The organism is Nocardioides sp. GCM10027114 (assembly GCF_042659625.1).
Taxonomy (GTDB): domain Bacteria; phylum Actinomycetota; class Actinomycetes; order Propionibacteriales; family Nocardioidaceae; genus Nocardioides.
The window spans coordinates 1-16,315 of record NZ_JBHSSS010000022.1 but is presented as its reverse complement, the minus strand read 5'-3'; the positions used below and the strand labels follow the sequence as shown (position 1 = coordinate 16,315).

At 72.3% G+C, this 16,315-nt stretch carries 15 protein-coding genes; 9 read left to right on the top strand and 6 right to left on the bottom strand.

The window, feature by feature from the left end:
* The first annotated feature begins 47 nt into the window (after positions 1 to 47).
* From ACFP2E_RS10330 to ACFP2E_RS10310, 5 genes are all read left to right on the top strand, one after another.
* The gene (locus ACFP2E_RS10330) at positions 48 to 623 is read left to right on the top strand and encodes a TetR family transcriptional regulator (protein ID WP_378524655.1); all 576 of its coding nucleotides are present in this window, start codon (positions 48 to 50) and stop codon (positions 621 to 623) included.
* A gap of 24 nt (positions 624 to 647) precedes the next feature.
* On the top strand, positions 648 to 2,048 hold the full coding sequence (locus tag ACFP2E_RS10325) for a DHA2 family efflux MFS transporter permease subunit (protein WP_378524656.1): 1,401 nt from the start codon (positions 648 to 650) through the stop codon (positions 2,046 to 2,048).
* A 69-nt stretch (positions 2,049 to 2,117) separates the two neighbouring features.
* Entirely contained in the window at positions 2,118 to 3,728 is a 1,611-nt protein-coding gene (locus ACFP2E_RS10320; RefSeq protein WP_378524657.1) for a hypothetical protein, read from the top strand.
* A 74-nt stretch (positions 3,729 to 3,802) separates the two neighbouring features.
* Positions 3,803 to 4,648 (top strand): methylenetetrahydrofolate reductase, encoded by an 846-nt coding sequence (locus ACFP2E_RS10315; protein ID WP_378524659.1) that lies wholly within the window; start codon positions 3,803 to 3,805, stop codon positions 4,646 to 4,648.
* A 99-nt stretch (positions 4,649 to 4,747) separates the two neighbouring features.
* Positions 4,748 to 5,335 carry a LysE family translocator gene (locus tag ACFP2E_RS10310; RefSeq protein ID WP_378524660.1) on the top strand — a complete coding sequence of 196 codons (588 nt, stop codon included), beginning with the start codon at positions 4,748 to 4,750 and terminating at the stop codon, positions 5,333 to 5,335.
* 11 nt (positions 5,336 to 5,346) lie between these two features.
* Here ACFP2E_RS10310 and ACFP2E_RS10305 read toward each other — a convergent pair whose 3' ends face one another.
* The 5 genes from ACFP2E_RS10305 to ACFP2E_RS10285 are packed head-to-tail and all read right to left on the bottom strand — an operon-like array spanning position 5,347 to position 10,326.
* On the bottom strand, positions 5,347 to 6,003 hold the full coding sequence (locus ACFP2E_RS10305; protein ID WP_378524661.1) for a DUF1638 domain-containing protein: 657 nt from the start codon (positions 6,001 to 6,003) through the stop codon (positions 5,347 to 5,349).
* Positions 5,942 to 7,960, bottom strand: coding sequence for an ASKHA domain-containing protein (locus tag ACFP2E_RS10300; RefSeq protein ID WP_378524662.1), 2,019 nt, complete (start codon positions 7,958 to 7,960; stop codon positions 5,942 to 5,944). Before ACFP2E_RS10300 ends, ACFP2E_RS10305 begins: the two co-directional genes overlap by 62 nt.
* A 19-nt stretch (positions 7,961 to 7,979) precedes the next feature.
* Positions 7,980 to 8,879 carry a dihydropteroate synthase gene (locus ACFP2E_RS10295; protein WP_378524663.1) on the bottom strand — a complete coding sequence of 300 codons (900 nt, stop codon included), beginning with the start codon at positions 8,877 to 8,879 and terminating at the stop codon, positions 7,980 to 7,982.
* A complete protein-coding gene (locus tag ACFP2E_RS10290; protein ID WP_378524664.1) occupies positions 8,876 to 9,550 on the bottom strand; it encodes a corrinoid protein in 675 nt (224 codons plus the stop codon). Before ACFP2E_RS10290 ends, ACFP2E_RS10295 begins: the two co-directional genes overlap by 4 nt.
* Positions 9,547 to 10,326 carry an IclR family transcriptional regulator gene (locus ACFP2E_RS10285; RefSeq protein ID WP_378524665.1) on the bottom strand — a complete coding sequence of 260 codons (780 nt, stop codon included), beginning with the start codon at positions 10,324 to 10,326 and terminating at the stop codon, positions 9,547 to 9,549. Before ACFP2E_RS10285 ends, ACFP2E_RS10290 begins: the two co-directional genes overlap by 4 nt.
* Positions 10,327 to 10,392: 66 nt before the next feature.
* On the opposite strand from ACFP2E_RS10285, the gene ACFP2E_RS10280 reads away from it, so the two are divergent.
* From ACFP2E_RS10280 to ACFP2E_RS10270, 3 genes are all read left to right on the top strand, one after another.
* Positions 10,393 to 11,892 carry a trimethylamine methyltransferase family protein gene (locus ACFP2E_RS10280; RefSeq protein ID WP_378524677.1) on the top strand — a complete coding sequence of 500 codons (1,500 nt, stop codon included), beginning with the start codon at positions 10,393 to 10,395 and terminating at the stop codon, positions 11,890 to 11,892.
* 73 nt (positions 11,893 to 11,965) lie between these two features.
* Positions 11,966 to 13,645, top strand: coding sequence for a formate--tetrahydrofolate ligase (locus tag ACFP2E_RS10275; RefSeq protein WP_378524666.1), 1,680 nt, complete (start codon positions 11,966 to 11,968; stop codon positions 13,643 to 13,645).
* Between the two features lie 72 nt (positions 13,646 to 13,717).
* Positions 13,718 to 14,677 carry a S1C family serine protease gene (locus ACFP2E_RS10270; RefSeq protein ID WP_378524667.1) on the top strand — a complete coding sequence of 320 codons (960 nt, stop codon included), beginning with the start codon at positions 13,718 to 13,720 and terminating at the stop codon, positions 14,675 to 14,677.
* A gap of 3 nt (positions 14,678 to 14,680) precedes the next feature.
* Here ACFP2E_RS10270 and ACFP2E_RS10265 read toward each other — a convergent pair whose 3' ends face one another.
* Positions 14,681 to 15,307 carry a GyrI-like domain-containing protein gene (locus ACFP2E_RS10265; RefSeq protein ID WP_378524668.1) on the bottom strand — a complete coding sequence of 209 codons (627 nt, stop codon included), beginning with the start codon at positions 15,305 to 15,307 and terminating at the stop codon, positions 14,681 to 14,683.
* A 69-nt stretch (positions 15,308 to 15,376) separates the two neighbouring features.
* Between ACFP2E_RS10265 and ACFP2E_RS10260 the strand changes: the two genes are divergently transcribed.
* A complete protein-coding gene (locus ACFP2E_RS10260; protein WP_378524669.1) occupies positions 15,377 to 16,105 on the top strand; it encodes a class I SAM-dependent DNA methyltransferase in 729 nt (242 codons plus the stop codon).
* Positions 16,106 to 16,315 lie beyond the last annotated feature (210 nt).

The following is a 16,315-nucleotide window of genomic DNA, read 5'->3' as shown; positions in this document are numbered from 1 at the left end:
GTTCCCAGCCGGGTCTTCCCGGACTGGACTTTTCTAGACTGGGCGCCATGACGGCCCCGGTCACCACGCCCCTGCGGCAGCGCATCGTCCACGCCGCCGTCGAGCTGACCACCGAGGTCGGCTGGTCCGCGGTCACGATGGCGCGGCTGGCCGAGCGGGTGGGGGTGAGCCGGCAGACCGTCTACAACGAGATCGGCACCAAGCCCGCCCTCGCCGAGGCCATGACGCTCGCCGAGCTCGAGCGCTTCCTCGGCGTGGTGAGCGAGGCCTTCGACCGCCACCCCGACGACCTCGTGGAGGCCATCCGGTCCGCGTGCCGGGCCGTGCTCGAGCTGGCCCACGACAACCAGCTGCTCCACGCCGTCGTGTCGGCCACCCACGGCGCGGACACCGAGCTGCTGCCGCTGCTCACCACCCACGCCGAGTCGCTGCTGACGGCGGCGAAGCTGGTCGTGCGGGAGCGGATCTCGCGCTACGCCCCCGACGTCGAGGAGGCCCGGCTGGAGGCCGCGATCGACATGGTGGTCCGGGTGGTGCTCAGCCACGTGATGCAGCCGAGCGGCTCCCCCGCCTCCACCGCCGACGACCTGGCCTGGCTCGCCGAGCGGGTGCTGGGCGACTGACGTGGCTGACATGGCGCGGCCGTCGTGACCGAGGCGCTCGCTTCCGGGCTGCGCTTCCACTCGGCACGGGGCCGGGCGGTGGTGGCCGCCGCGACGCTGGGCTCGGGCATGGCGATGCTCGACGGGACGGTCGTCAACATCGCGCTGCGAACCATCGGCGGCGAGCTGGACGCGAGCCTCGCGGAGCTGCAGTGGATCTCCAACGGCTACCTGCTCGCGCTCGCCTCGCTGATCCTCCTCGGCGGCTCGCTGGGCGACCGGTTCGGGCGGCGCCGCGTCTTCGTCGTCGGTGTCGTCTGGTTCGCAGTGGCCTCGGCGCTGTGCGCGCTCGCCCCCGACCCGACGGTGCTGATCGTGTCCCGGGTCCTCCAGGGCGTCGGCGCGGCGCTGCTCACCCCCGGGAGCCTCGCGCTCATCCAGAGCAGCTTCGTGCCGCGCGACCGGGCCCGTGCCATCGGCGCCTGGACGGGCCTGGGCGGGATCGCTGCGGCGGTCGGCCCCTTCCTCGGCGGCGCCCTCATCGAGTACGCCTCCTGGCGGTGGATCTTCTGGCTCAACGTGCCGCTGGCGGTGCTCACCGTCTGGCTGACCCGGCGGTGCGTCCCGGAGTCGCGCGCCTCGCGGCCGCCCGAGCGGTTCGACGCCGCGGGGGCGGTGCTGGCGAGCGCCGCGCTGGGCGGGGTCACCTACGGGCTCATCGAGTGGGGCGGACCCGTCAGCGGCTGGGCGGGTGGCCTCGGCGTGCTGGCCGCGGTCGCGTTCGTCGTCGTCGAACGACGCCGGCGAGAGCCGATGGTGCCGCCCGAGCTCTTCGCCAGCCGTACCTTCAGCGCCGCCAACGTGATGACGCTGCTCGTCTACGCGGCGCTGGGCGCGCTGTTCTTCTTCCTGGTCCTGCAGCTGCAGACGGTCAGCGGCTACGGCCCGCTGCGGGCGGGCGTGGCCACACTGCCGATCACCGTCATCATGCTGTTCCTGGCGGCGCGGGGAGGTGCGCTGGCCACCCGGATCGGGCCGCGGCTGCCGATGACGGTCGGCCCGCTCGTCCTCGCGGTCGGCACCCTCCTGCTGCTCGCGGTCGACGACGACGTCAGCTACGTCGTCGACGTGCTGCCGGGACTCACCGTCTTCGGCCTCGGCCTCGCGCTCATGGTCGCGCCGCTCACGGCAACGGTCCTCGCGGCGGCGCCCGACGAGTACACCGGGGTGGCCAGCGGGGTGAACAACGCCGTGGCCCGGGCCGGGTCGCTGCTCGCGGTGGCCGCGCTGCCGGTCGCCGTGGGACTCGGCGGGAGCGACTACGCCGACCCGGCGCTGCTCGACGCGGCGTACGACAAGGCGATGCTGGCGGCGGCCGTCCTGCTTCTCGCCGGCGGCGCGGTGTCGTGGCTGACCATCCGCAACGACGTCCTCGAGGACCAGTGACTCACCACAACAGGTGATCTCCGACGGTTCGCCGGACGCGCCGCCCGCGGCGGGTGCACGCTGAGCGCCATGCCGCGACCCCGCCCGACCCCGGTCGCCCTCGCCGTCCTCGCCCTGCTGCTCGTCGCCGTCACCGGGCCGGTCCCTGCCGGCGCCCGGACCGACCGGTCGTCCGTGCCCGCGCCGGCCACCGTCCGTGCCGAGCGGGGGGTACCTCGCCTGCTCCACGACGACGTGGTCCGCCCGGCCGCGAGGCCCGGGGTCGCCGAACGGATCCGGAAGTGGCCCGGCACCCGCATCCCCTACCACGAGACCATCCCGCGCAAGTGGCAGTGGAGCCTCGACCGGGCGATCGACCACTGGAACTCGTCCGGCGGCGACATCCGGTTCGTCGAGGTCCCGAAGCGCAGGGCGAGGCTCGTGATCAGGTACGGCGACACCTACGGCGCCGAGGGCATCGCCACCCTCGGCTACCAGCACACGAACTTCGTCCACCTCGGCCGGCACTACCGGCGCATCGACGCCCACGACCCCGAGCAGCGGGTCTGGGTCGGGGTGCTCTTCGCCCATGAGCTCGGCCACGTGCTCGGCTTCGACCACTTCGGTCCCCAGTGCACGCTGATGCACCCGGTCTTCTACTTCGGGGTCTGCGACCTGCTGGTGGAGGACCGGCCGGGCTGGTACCACTGCCGCTGGATCGACAAGCCGCTGCTGCGCCGCTTCATCCGCATGTACGGCGGGTCCCCGAAGCGCCCGCCGCGCCACTGCCTGATCGAGAAGCTGCCGCCCCAGCTCACGAACGTCGTCTTCGGCGGCGGCGGCGACCAGCCGGTGCGCGCCCGCTGGGACGTGGGGAGGGTCCGCGCGGGGACCCGGGTGAAGATCGCTGTCTGGCAGGGCGGCACCGAGTGCTCTTCCGACGGGGGAGGCAACCAGGGGTTCCACGACCAGACGGCCGACCCGGCCGCGGGGAGCTGGACCGACACCGGCTACGGCCAGGGGCCCTGGTGCTACCGCCTCTGGATCGAGAACCGGTACGGCGCCGCTCGGCCGCCGTTCACCGACCGGCGGAACCGCTACGCCCCCATCCCGGCCGCGCCGGTCGTCGCGGACCCGGTGTGGCGTCCCGGCGCCATGGCCTGGCGGTTCACCTGGGAGGCGCCCGCGGGGACGGTGCTGGCGGTGCTCTCCGACCCGGCGAACCCGCAGGTCTGCCCCGCGGCGTACCACCCGGATGTGGTGCAGCAGCTGATCCCCAACGCCGCGGCCGATGCCTGGGACCTCTACCCCTCCGCTGCCGAGCAGTGCGTGCGTCTGGTCGCGCTGTCGACCTGGGGCACCGTGAGCCCGGCCGGTGAGCCCCGCGTCCTGGAGGCGCCGCGTCCCGCGACGCCGACCGTGTCGAGCGGGACGTGGGACGCGGACTGGCTCTCGTGGCGGTTCACGACCGACGCGTGGCAGGCCGGTCACGACCTGGTGCTGATGCGCGACTGGCAGGACCCCTCGCGCTGCGTCACGACGTACGACGAGAACGCCGCGGAGTGGCAGTGGGACGAGGGTGGCGGCGCGTTCCACGTCGGGTCGTCCGGGGAGCCGGAGTGCCTGGTCTTCTTCGCCCGGGCCCCGTGGGGCGCGGTGAGCGACCCGGTGGTCCGGCAGAAGGTGCCACCCGCCCCCTGACGGCTACTGACGGGGAGGCCCCCGGCCGGTTAGGCTGACACCGACTCGATGCGCATCACGAAACGAGTTGCATCATGCGCAACAAGGCCACTGTCGCCACCATGACCCGGCTGCTCCAGCACGCCCGCTACGAGGTGCTGCCCACCGCCACCGCGGAGGAGAAGGTGCTCTCCCACGTCCCGCGCGACCTCGCGGTGACGATCACGGCGTCGCCGGGGAAGGGGCTCGAGGCCACCCTCGACCTCACCGAGCGGCTCGTCGGCCACGGCTACGCGACCGTGCCGCACCTCGCGGCGCGGATGGTGCACGGCCGCACCGAGCTCGAGGAGATCTGCGCCCGGCTGGCCGGCAAGGGCGTCACCCGGATCTTCGTGCCCGGCGGCGACGCCGAGTCGGACGGCACCTACCCCGACGCGCTGAGCCTGCTCGAGGACCTCGCGCAGATCGACCACCCGTTCACCCACGTCGGGATCACCGGCTACCCCGAGTCGCACCCGACGATCCACGACGACCTCACGATCCAGTCGATGTGGGACAAGCGCCGCTACGCGACCCACATCGTGTCCAACCTCAGCTTCGACCCGCGGGTCATCCGGAGCTGGGTCCGCCGGATGCGCTCCCGCGGCATCACCATGCCGCTGCTGCTCGGCATCCCCGGCCCCGTGGAGCGGACCAAGCTGGTGGCGATGGCGACGAAGATCGGGGTCGGCGAGTCCACCCGCTTCCTCGTCAAGCACAAGGGCACCTTCGCGCGGCTGGCCGCCCCCGGCGGATTCACCGGCGAGCGCTTCCTCGAGAAGTGCGCCCCCGCCCTCGGTGAGCCCGGCGCCCTCGTCGAGGGGCTGCACGTCTTCACGTTCAACCAGGTCGCCGAGACCGAGGCCTGGCGGACCGGGCTCCTGGCCGGGCTGGAGGCCTAGTCCGGTCGGACCTCGAGGGAATGTCCCCGGACGGTGGCGCCTTGACCTCGCGTGGTCCCTGCCGCCGATCTCGTGGCCGTCGCTGCGATCGCACTGGGCATGGTTCTCACGCCGGGTCCCAACATGGTCTACCTGGCGTCGCGCTCCATCTCCCAGGGACGGACGGCCGGGCTCGTCTCGCTCGGCGGGGTCGCCCTCGGCTTCGTGTGCTACCTGACAGCGGCGGCGTCGGGGCTGGCGGCCCTCTTCGCGGCCGTCCCGGCGACCTATCACGTGGTGAAGGTCGCCGGCGCCCTCTACCTCGGCTGGCTGGCCTGGGGGATGCTCCGGCCGGGCGGGTCCGCACCCTTCGAGGCCCGCGAGCTCCCGCCACACTCACACCGTCGGCTCTTCGCCATGGGGCTGGTGACCAACCTGCTCAACCCGAAGATCGCCCTCATGTACGCCGCACTGATCCCGCAGTTCGTCAGTCCTGCCGACGGCTCGACGGTCCTGCAGCTCCTGCAGCTGGGGGGCGTGCAGATCGTGGTCGCCGTCGCAGTCAACATGCTCATCGTGCTCGGAGCGGCGGGCCTCAGCACCTTCCTCTCCCGCCGGCCGCGGGCGATGCGTAGCCAGCGCCTCCTCTCGGGTGGAGTGCTCGGTGGCTTCGCCGTGCACATGGTGCTGTCGCGGCGCCCCGCGTGAGGGAGCGAGCGTCAGGTCGCCTGCACGAGGTCGGTCAGCGCGCGCTCGAGCCGGGCGTCGCCCGTCTCGACGACCGCCAGCGGCAGGCCGATGCGGTCGGCCGCCTGCTCTGCGAGGTGGCGCAGCTCGGCCGTCGGCTGCTGGGCCAGCCACACGACCCTCGTGTAGTGGCCGAAGTAGGCGTCGCGCAGCTCGGGCCAGCGGTCGAGGCCCAGCTCCTGCTCGACCGTGCGGGTGAAGGACCGCACCAGGAAGTCGGTCAGCAGGTAGGTGCCGGGCTGCTCGTCGAACAGCCGCTCCAAGGGCTTCCCGCCGGCGTACACGTCGTAGCAGTGCAGCCCCGGCAGCCGGCGCAGGCCGAGCTCGTCGCAGACCGCGTCGAGCGCGCCGTAGGTGCCGCAGTCGGCGTACCCCACGGCCACGGCGGCGTACGACGCCCGCAGCACCGTGGCGAGCCGGCGCACCTCGCCGGCGATCCGCTGCGGCTGGTTGTGGAGCAGCGGCGGCAGCGGGTGGACGTCGACCGGCCAGCCGTGCCGCTCCACGACGGCGGCCGCGGGCTGGGCGAGCGCGCCGCAGGCGACCAGGGCGATGCGTCCGGGCCGGTCAGAAGCCGAGCTGGTCGACGAAGCGGTCGTTGAAGTCGGCGCGGTCGGAGAGCTCGACATAGGTCACCTCCTCGAGCAGCGCCTGCGCCCCCGCGCGCTCCCGGATCGACAGCAGGGCCATCTTGGCGCCCTCCCCGGCGACGTTGCCGGCAGCGACGATCCGCAGCACGGGCAGCTTCGGCACGAGACCGATCCGCACCGCGGAGGCGGCCGAGAGGTAGCTGCCGAAGGAGCCGGCGAGCAGCACCTGCTGCACGTCGCGCTGCTCGAGGCCGAGCTCCTCCAGCAGCAGCGTCCAGCCGGTCGAGATGGCGGCCTTGGCGAACTGGAGCTCCCGCACGTCGCGCTGCGAGAGCACCACGCAGGCCTCCGGCGGGGCGTCGGGCACCGGCTGGTGGAGCACGAACACGCGTTCCTCGCCGAGCATCGTGAGCCGGTCGGCGAGCGCCGGCGCCACCTCGGCGGCGACCTCGCCGGTCACGAACCGTCCCGAGGGGTCGAGCAGGCCGACGCGCACCAGCTCGGCGACCGCGTCGACCAGGCCGGAGCCGCAGAGCCCGCGTGGCTCCACGTCGCCGATCACCGACAGCTCGACCACTGGCGACGCCACTCCGGCCGCGTCGGGGTCGACGGTCCCGTGGAGCCTGACCACCTCGATCGCGCCGTCAGCGGCCCGCATCCCGCAGCGGATCGCGCCGCCCTCGAAGGCCGGGCCGGCCGGCGCGGCCGTCGCGACGATCCGGTCGCCGTCGCTCACGACGATCTCGCAGTTGGTGCCGACGTCGATGAAGAGCCTGGTCCGCTTGTCGCGGTCCATGCCGGTCGCCAGCATCCCGGCCACGATGTCGCCGCCGACGTAGGCGCCGAGCGCGGGGAAGAGCTGTGTCCGGGCCCGTGGGTGCAGGCTGAGCCCGAGGTCGCTCGCCAGCACGGTCGGCGGCTGCGCCGCGGACAGCACGAACGGCGCCACCCCGAGCGGCTCGGGGTCGATGCCGAGCAGCAGCGCGGTCATCGTGGCGTTGCCCGCGATCGCCACCTCGTAGACCCGCTGCGGCGGGACGCCGCCCTCGTGGCAGACCTGGGCCGCCAGCTCGGCCAGCGTCTCCGACGCGGCCCGCTGAAGTCGCTTGAGGGCGGCGGGGTCGATCATCGTGGCGCTGATCCGGGTGATCACGTCGCCGCCGAACGGCTGCTGCCGGTTCAGCACCGAGGCGACGGCGACGGGCGTGCCGGTGGTGACGTCGAGCAGCGTCGCGACCACCGTGGTGGTGCCGAGGTCGAAGGCGATCGCCCACGCCTGGCCGGTGGTGTCGCCGGGCTCGACGTCGACGAGTGTCTCGTCGACCACGACCGCGGTGACGGCGTAGTCGGCCTCGCGCAGCACGGTCGGCAGCCGCTGGAGGGCGTAGAGGTCCGGGCGCGGCTCGAGGTCGTCGATCGCATCGAGCAGCCGCTGCAGGTCGGGCCGCTGGTCGTGCAGGGACGGCTCGTCGAGCTCGACGTACCGCTTCTGGACGGCGGGCCGCAGGATGACCTGCCGCCCGACGCCCACGGTCGCGGCCTTGGGGCGGGTGGTCAGCGGGGGTACGTCGACCGCCAGGTCGCGGGTGGCGCGGACCAGGCAGGCCAGCCGCCAGCCGTCGTCGAGCTGCTCGCGGGTGAACGTCCGCACGTCGTGGCGGGTGATCGTGCTGCCGTTCACGGCAGGGCCGTCGAGCCGCACCCTGCACTTGTGGCAGGTGCCGTGGCCGCCGCAGGTGGAGTCGATGGCGATGCCGTTCCACGACGCGGCGTCGAACACCGTGACGCCGGGCGGGACCCGCACCTGGCGCTGCGCGTTCCTCGCCGGGTCGCGGTCCTCGACCGTGAAGGAGAGCTGCACCCGGCCGGTGCCGTCGTGCGGCTCCGCCTCCGTCGCCGCCGGAGTCGGCAGCAGGCCCTCGCGCCGGACCTCGTCGAGCGAGAAGTCCTCGAGCGGCACGCGCCCCGGGACGTCCGCGTCGGCGTGCTCGGTCATGGCGCCATCACTCCCGGGGTCACCCGGCTGCTGCCTGCTTCGCGCGGTGGGAGGCGATCCACGACATGCCCCACTCGTCCTGGCCGAGCAGCAGGTCGGCGGCCTTGACGGCCTCGACGATCTGCGGGGTGCGGGCGTCCATGATCGCGCTGGTCAGCCCGGCGGTCATCGCCATCGGCAGGAAGGCGGCACCGAGCGCGTGCCGGTCCGGCATCCCGAACGACACGTTGGACGCGCCCAGCGTCATGTTGACGCCGAAGTCGTGCCGGATCCGGGAGATGGTCTCCAGGGTGGTCGCGACCACGGAGGTGTCCGCCCCGATCGGCATGGCCAGCGGGTCGATGACGACGTCGGCGGCCGCGATGCCGAACTCCTCGGTCGCCACGCGGAGGATCTTGGCGGTGAGATGAAGGCGCTTGTCGGCCTCCATCGGGATCTCGTCCTCGTCGTTGGGCAGCGCGATGATCGCGGCGTCGTACTTCTTCACCAGCGGCAGGATCGCGGCGAGCCGGTCGTCCTCCGCGGTGACGGAGTTGACCAGCGCCCGCCCCTTGTAGACCGAGAGCCCCGCCTCGAGCGCCTCCACCACCGAGGAGTCGATGCAGATCGGCAGGTCGGTGAGCTCCTGGACCATCACGATCGCCCGCGCGAGCAGGTCGGCCTCGTCGGTCAGCGGGACGCCCATGTTGACGTCGAGCACGTCGGCGCCGCCCTCGACCTGGGCGCGGACGTCGCGCTCGATCGCCGACAGGTCGCCCTCGCGGAGCTGCTCCTGGAAGACCCGTCGACCCGTGGGGTTGATCCGTTCGCCGATGACCGTGAACCGCTGGTCGTGGCCGATGACGACTTCACGGGTCTCCGAGCGCAGCACGGTGCGCAGCGGGGCGGCCGCCCCGGGGGCCGGCGACACGCCCGTCATGCGGGGACCTTGCTGCGTCGCTCGTTGAGCAGCGCCTTGGCGCGCTTGACGGTGGCGGACGCGTCCGCGGCGTACCCGTCGGCGCCGACGGCGTCGGCGTACTCCTGGGTGACGGGGGCGCCGCCCACCATGACGATGACGGAGTCGCGGATGCCGGCCTTCTCGAGCGCGTTGAGGTTGGCCTTGAACATCGGCATCGTCGTGGTGAGGAACGCCGAGAAGCCGACGATGTCGGGCTGGTGCTCCTCGATGGCGGAGACGAACTTCTCCGGCGCGACCTGGACGCCGAGGTCGATCACCTCGAAACCGGCGCCCTCGAGCATGATGTTGACGAGGTTCTTGCCGATGTCGTGGACGTCCCCCTTGACCGTCCCCATGAGGAACTTGCCGATCGTCTCGACGCCGGTCTCGGCGAGCAGCGGCCGCAGCCGCTCCATCGCCCCGGCCATGGCGCGGCCGGCGATCAGCATCTCGGGGACGAAGAAGTCGCCGCGCTCGAAGCGGGCGCCGACCTCCTCCAACGACGGGATGAGGGCGTCGAAGAGGAGGGTCTGCGGCTCCATGTCGATCGCGAGGCCCTGCTCGGTCAGCTCGAGGACCCGCGGGGCGTTGCCGACGAGCGTCTCGTCGTACAGCCCCTTCAGGATCTCCTCCGGGGTGGGAGTTGTCATGCCACGCCCTCCTTGTGGGTGAGGCCGCGGAGCAGGGCGGACAGCTCCGAGGCGTGGTCGTTCAGGTGCGCCCCGAGCTCGTCGAGCCGTGGCTCGAGCCGGGGTGTTGGTCCCGAGACGCCGAGGGCGGCGACCACGTCGCCGCGGACGCCGTGGACCGGCACGGCCACGCCGACGAGCCCGACCTCGAGCTCGTCGCGGGTGACCGCCCAGCCGCGGCGCCGGGTCGCCGCCACGTCGAGGCGCAGCGCCTCGCGGTCGGCGAGCGTCGCGTCGGTGAGGCGCTCCAGGGGCCCGTCGGGCAGGGCGAGCGCGTCCCACGCGTAGAAGACCTTGCCCAGCGCGGAGCAGTGGGCCGGCACGTCCACGTCGGTCCAGTCGCGGGTGCCGAGGAGGAACTGGGAGTCGACCTGGGCCACCTGCACGACGCGGTCCCCGCGGGTGACGCTCAGGTGGACCGTCTCGAGGGTGTCGGCGCCGATCTGCTCCATCGTGGGCCGGGCCAGCCGGACCAGCTCCTGCCACGGGTCGTGCCGGGCGGCGTACAGCCAGAACAGTCGGCCCGCGACGTAGGAGCCGTCGCCGTCCCGCTCGATCAGCCCGGCCCGCTCGAGTGCCGCGAGCATCCTCGACGTCGTCGACTTCGCCAGCCCGGACGCCTCCTGGAGGTGGGCGAACGTCAGCGGCTCGTCGGCGCGGACGACCGTGGCGACCAGGTCGCCGGCGCGGTCGAGCGCGCGGGTGCCGCTCGTGGGGACGTTGCTCGCCTCGCTCAACAAGGGTCCTTCCCTCTGGTTCCATGATGTGGAACTGTTGTTCCACGATGAGGCTAGGAGTCGCCGATCGGCGGCGTCAACAGCCACGCCGGAGCCGCTCACCGGCAGGAACGACGAGGAGGCCAGATGTTCCGGAACGCGATGCCGCGCTACGAGGTGCTGTCCGAGGACGCCCTGGCGACCCTCGACGGTGGCTGGCGCAGGCTCGTCACCGAGATCGGCGTCGAGTTCATGGACGACCGGGCGCTCGACCTCTTCCGCGACGCCGGCCAGAAGGTCGAGGACCACACCGTCTTCCTCGACCCCGAGTTCGTCCTCGAGCAGGTCGCGAAGGCGCCGCGGGAGTTCGACCTCCAGGCCCGCAACCCGGCCAACAGCGTCCACATCGGCGGTGACGCGATGGCGTTCGGCGCCGTCTACGGCCCGCCGTTCGTGCGCGAGGGCGAGGTGCGCCGCGACGGCACGATGGACGACTTCCGGCGCTTCGCGAAGCTCGCCCAGGTCTTCCCCGTGCTCGACTCCGCCGGGGGCGTGGTGACCGAGCCGAACGACACGCCGCTCGACAGCCGGCACCTCGACATGGTCCTCGCGCTGCAGACGCTGACCGACAAGGTCTACATGGGCAACGTCGTGTCCGGGGTGAACGCCCGCGACACCCTCGCGATGACCGAGATCCTGTTCGGCTCGCGCGAGGCGATCGAGGAGACCCCGGCGCTCATCTCGCTCATCAACTGCAACTCCCCGCTGCGCTGGGACGACCGCATGCTGGAGGCGCAGTTCGAGTACTCCGCCGCCAACCAGCCGGTGGTGCTGACGCCGTTCCTGCTGATGGGGGCGATGTCACCCGTGACCATCCCGGCGGCGCTCGTGCAGCAGATGGCCGAGGCGCTCTCGGGCATCGCGCTGTCGCAGCTCATCAGGCCCGGCTGCCCGGTGGTCTTCGGGTCGTTCCTCTCCAACATCGACATGCAGTCGGGCTCGCCGATGTTCGGCACGCCGGAGTCCGGTCTCGGGCTGCTGTGCACCGGTCAGATCGCGCGCCACTTCGGGCTGCCCTTCCGCACCGGCGGCGGCATGACCTCGTCGCAGGTGCCCGACGCGCAGGCCGGCTACGAGGCGCTGATGACGCTGCTGCCGACGTTCCTCGCCGGCGCCAACTGGGTGATGCACTCCGCCGGCTGGCTCGAGGGCGGTCTGGTCGCCGGCTTCGAGAAGTTCGTCATCGACGTCGAGCTGGTGCAGATGCTCCAGCACGAGTTCACGCCGCTCGAGATCGACGAGGCGTCGCTGGCGTTCGACGCCCACCAGGAGGTCGGCCACGGCGGCCACTTCCTCGGCGCGATGCACACCATGGAGCGCTTCCGGACCTGCTTCTACCGTCCGATGCTCTCCTCCTCGGAGAACTACGAGCGGTGGCTGCGCAACGGCGGCAAGGACACCGCCGAGCGCGCCGGCGAGATCTACCGCCAGAAGCTCGAGGAGTACGAGCAGCCGCCGCTCGACGACGCGGTCCGCGCGGAGCTCGAGGAGTACGTCGTGCGCCGGCGGGCCGAGCTGGGCGACTAGTCGGCGACGCCGGGGAGCAGGGGACCAGGCGGGGGAACGAGGAACCGGACCGGGGCCAACAGGAAGGACGACCGTGCTGTCGGACATCGAGATCGCCAACGCCGCCACGCTGAAGCCGATCCGCGAGGTCGCGTGGGACACCCTCGGGATCCCCGAGGACCATCTCGTGCCCTACGGGCACCACAAGGCGAAGGTCGACCTGACCTATCTCGCCTCGCTCGCGGACCGGCCGCTGGGTCGGCTGGTACTGGTGACCGCGCTGTCGCCGACGCCGCCCGGCGAGGGCAAGACGACGACCACGGTGGGCCTCACCGACGCGTTGCACGGGCTGGGTCACAGGACGGTGGCCTGCCTGCGCGAGCCGTCGATGGGCCCGGTGTTCGGCATGAAGGGCGGCGCGGCCGGCGGCGGCTACAGCCAGGTCGTGCCGATGACCGACATCAACCTCCACTTCACCGGCGACTTCGCGGCCATCGCCGCCGCCAACAACCTGCTGGCGGCGCTCATCGACAACCACGTGCACCACACGAACACGCTGGGCATCGACGTCCGCAGCGTCACCTGGAAGCGCGTCCTCGACATGAACGACCGGGCGCTGCGCGAGGTCGTCGTCGGGATGGGTGGCCACGTCAACGGCTTCCCGCGCGAGGACGGCTTCGACATCGTCGTGGCCTCCGAGCTGATGGCGATCTTCTGCCTCACCGAGTCGTGGGCGGACCTGAAGAAGCGGATCGGCGACATCGTCCTCGGCTACACCCGCGACATGACGCCCGTGACCGTCCGCCAGCTCGGCGCCGACGGCGCGATGGCGGCGATCCTGCGCGACGCCATCGCGCCCAACCTGGTGCAGACGCTCGGCGGCGCGCCGGCGTTCGTGCACGGCGGTCCCTTCGCCAACATCGCCCACGGCTGCTCCTCGGTCATGGCGACGCGTGCGGGGCTGCGGCTGGCCGACATCGTGGTCACCGAGGCCGGATTCGGCGCGGACCTCGGCGCGGAGAAGTTCGTCGACATCAAGTGCCGCAAGTCCGGGTTGCGTCCCGATGTGGCCGTCGTCGTCGCGACCGTGCGGGCGGTGAAGTACCACGGCGGCGTCGCGCTCGCCGACCTCGGCGCGGAGGACCTCGGCGCGCTCGAGAAGGGCATGGTCAACCTGCGCCGGCACCTCTACAACGTGCGCGAGGTCTACGGCATCCCGTGCGTCGTCGCGGTCAACCGGATGCCGTCGGACACCGACGCCGAGGTCGACCTGCTGGTCGAGCTGTGCGCGGACGAGGGGGTGCGGGCCTTCCCCGCGACCCACTTCGCCGACGGCGGTCCCGGGGCGGAGGAGCTGGCCAAGGGGGTCCTGCAGGCCCTCGACGAGCCCTCGCCGTACGAGTTCTCCTTCACCTACGAGGACGACGCCTCGCTGACCGAGAAGGTCGAGGCGGTGGCGACGCGGCTGTACGGCGCGGGCCTGGTCACCTGGGACGCCAAGGCGCGGCGGCGGCTGCAGCGGATCGAGCGCGACGGGTACGGCGGGCTGCCGGTCTGCATCGCGAAGACGCAGTACTCCTTCTCGACGGACCCCACTTCCCTGGGCGCCCCGACCGGGCACGAGCTGCACGTGCGCGAGGTGCGGCTGTCGGCAGGCGCCGGGTTCGTGGTGGTGATCTGCGGCGACATGATGACGATGCCGGGACTGCCGAAGGACCCGAGCGCGTCGCGGATCGACCTCGCCGATGACGGGACCATCCTCGGGCTGTCCTGATCGTCGTGGTGGCGTGCCGGGAACAGGGGGCCCGTCCCGGGCGTTCTCCCTGCCACACGCAAGGGACGCGCCATGGAACCCACCGACCCGCAGCAGCACCACCCGCAGGACCCGCTCGACGCCTACTCGGAGGTCGTCGCCGGCGTCGCCGAGATGCTGCTGCCGCGCGTGGCGTCGGTCCGGGTGCGCCGCCGTGGGCGGTCCGGCGAGGCATCGGGGAGCGCCGTCGCCCTGACCTCTGAGGGGCACCTCGTCACCAACGCCCACGTCGTCGGGCCCGCCGACACCGGCGAGGCGACGTTCTCCGACGGCAGCACGGCTGCGTTGGACATCGTGGGTCGCGACCCGCTGTCGGACCTCGCGGTCGTGCGGACCCACCGGGTGCTGGCCGAGCCGCCGGAGTACCGCGACGTCGACGGGCTGCGGATCGGGACGCTGGTCGTGGCGGTCGGGAGCCCGCTCGGGCTGTCGGGGAGCGTGACCGCCGGGGTGGTGAGCGGGCTGGGCCGGTCGCTGCCGACGCGCTCGCGGACTGCTGCCCGCATCGTCGAGGACGTCATCCAGACCGACGCCGCCCTCAACCCCGGCAACTCCGGCGGCGCGCTCGCCGACTCCCGCGGCCGGGTCGTCGGGATCAACACCGCGGTCGCCGGCGTCGGCCTCGGCCTCGCCGTCCCCATCAACGCCACCTCGCGACGGATCATCGCCGCGCTGATGCACGACGGCCGGGTGCGTCGTGGCTACCTCGGACTGGTCACCGCCCCCGGCCCCCTTCCGCCGACGTGGGCTGAGCGGACCGGCCAGCGCACGGCGCTCCGGGTCGTCGAGGTCGTCGGCGGCTCACCGGCTGCCGGGTCCGGCCTGGCTTCCGGCGACCTGGTCCTCGCGGTCGGCGGCGAGCCGCTCGGCGACGCCCAGTCCCTCCAGCGGCAGCTCTTCGAGGAGTCGATCGGCGTACGGATGGAGATCACGGTGCTGCGGAACGGCGCGCTCGTGGATGCCGTCGTGGTGCCGGCGGAGCTGACGGACTGAGGATCAGCCGTTCGAGGCCGTGAGTGGTTCGACTGGCTGCCGGAGGATCGTGCGCAGCTGCTCGGGCGCGACCCGTCGTGGGTCGGACAGGTAGATCTCATGATGGTGGCCGCGCGGTCGGAGGCCCTGGCTGGGCAGGAACTCGTCGTGCATCCGTGCGATCGTCGGCGCCTCCGCGTCGTACGGGCCGACGTGCAGCACCTGCACCGACGGGCCCTCGTGGAACATCTCGAGCCGGATGAGGTCGGCGGCGGGCGGGTGCTTCTTCTCCGCCCGCGCCAGGCCGGCGGCGAAGAGCTCGTCCGTGACCCAGTCGGGTTGCACGATCATCATCCGCCACTGCCACTCGTCCCTGTCGCGCGACGCGAAGACCGCCAGGTCGTCGGCCCACCACAGGCCCTCGAGCGGACCCACCGTGTGCTTGCGCCCGAGCTCCGCGACGGCGCAGGCACGGATCGCGTAGGAGACCACGTACAACGACTCGACGACCTCGGCGTACGCCGGCGCGGCGTTGGGGTTCCCGGCGCCGTCGGCCATCACGAAGGTCATGGGCGGCACGTCGACGAGCTCGAACGTCGACCGCGCGCCGTACAGCTCGCGGCGCTCGCGCTTCACGTCGTAGTTGTCCATCCGGGCCCTCCGCCTCACCCTCGCACGAAATCCCTTGCGCCGTGCCCGTCCTGCTGCGACGGTCCGACGATGCACGGATTCGACCCCGCAACCAGCTTCGGGCCAGACGTGGCCCGCCGGTACGACGACGACCTTCGGGGCGACGAGGCGGCAGCCGTCCGTTTCCTGGGGCCGTACGCCACAGGTGGCGCTCTCGAGCTCGCGATCGGAACGGGGCGGATCGCACTGCCGCTCGCGAGGTCCGGCGCCGCGGTGGACGGGATCGAGCTCTCGCCCCACATGGTGGAGCGGCTGCGCGAGAAGGAGGGCGGCGCCGACATCGACGTGGTCGTCGGGGACATGGCCACGGCCTCGACCGGCAGGACCTACTCGCTCGTCTTCCTGGTGTTCAACACCCTCTACAACCTGCTCTCCCAGGACGCGCAGGTCGCGTGCTTCCGGAACGCCGCCCGGCACCTCGGTCCCGACGGCGTCTTCGTGGTCGAGGCCGCCCCACCCTGGGCCTGGGTGCGGGGAACCCAGTTCGTGAACGTCGAGCGTGTCACGGCCGGCAGCGTCCTCCTCGACGTCAACCAGTACGACCACGTGACCCAGGTGCTCGACGAGAACCACGTGGAGCTGGGCGCCGAGGGCGTCCGCATGGGGCCGATCTCGTGCCGCCTCGTCTACCCGTCGGAGATGGACCTCATGGCCCGCCTCGCCGGCCTGCGCCTGCGGGCGCGGTTCGGTGGTTGGCAGGGGCAGGTCTTCGACTCCGACAGCCCGTGCCACGTCAGCGTCTTCGAGCACGCGGAGTAGCTGCCGGTCCTCCTCCACAGAGCCACCGAAGCCCTTGACTTCGAACACCTGTTCGATAGACTGGGGCATGGCCTCCACCCCGATCTGTCATGTCGCAGGACTTCGGTGACAGTTCTGCATCAGGACATCGGTGACACTTCCGTACGCCTTGGTGGTGACACTTCGGCCGCGAGGCTGCGGCGGTGGCAGCCAGTGAACCCATCGATCCCC

Excerpts from the sequence above, each read along its gene's own strand:
- ACFP2E_RS10330 (WP_378524655.1), top strand. The coding sequence starts at position 48 with ATGACGGCCCCGGTCACCACGCCCCTGCGGCAGCGCATCGTCCACGCC.
- ACFP2E_RS10320 (WP_378524657.1), top strand. The coding sequence starts at position 2,118 with ATGCCGCGACCCCGCCCGACCCCGGTCGCCCTCGCCGTCCTCGCCCTG.
- ACFP2E_RS10315 (WP_378524659.1), top strand. The coding sequence starts at position 3,803 with ATGCGCAACAAGGCCACTGTCGCCACCATGACCCGGCTGCTCCAGCAC.
- ACFP2E_RS10310 (WP_378524660.1), top strand. The coding sequence starts at position 4,748 with ATGGTTCTCACGCCGGGTCCCAACATGGTCTACCTGGCGTCGCGCTCC.
- ACFP2E_RS10305 (WP_378524661.1), bottom strand. The coding sequence starts at position 6,003 with ATGTCGAGCTCTCCGACCGCGCCGACTTCAACGACCGCTTCGTCGACC.
- ACFP2E_RS10300 (WP_378524662.1), bottom strand. The coding sequence starts at position 7,960 with ATGACCGAGCACGCCGACGCGGACGTCCCGGGGCGCGTGCCGCTCGAG.
- ACFP2E_RS10295 (WP_378524663.1), bottom strand. The coding sequence starts at position 8,879 with ATGACGGGCGTGTCGCCGGCCCCCGGGGCGGCCGCCCCGCTGCGCACC.
- ACFP2E_RS10290 (WP_378524664.1), bottom strand. The coding sequence starts at position 9,550 with ATGACAACTCCCACCCCGGAGGAGATCCTGAAGGGGCTGTACGACGAG.
- ACFP2E_RS10270 (WP_378524667.1), top strand. The coding sequence starts at position 13,718 with ATGGAACCCACCGACCCGCAGCAGCACCACCCGCAGGACCCGCTCGAC.
- ACFP2E_RS10265 (WP_378524668.1), bottom strand. The coding sequence starts at position 15,307 with ATGGACAACTACGACGTGAAGCGCGAGCGCCGCGAGCTGTACGGCGCG.
- ACFP2E_RS10260 (WP_378524669.1), top strand. The coding sequence starts at position 15,377 with ATGCACGGATTCGACCCCGCAACCAGCTTCGGGCCAGACGTGGCCCGC.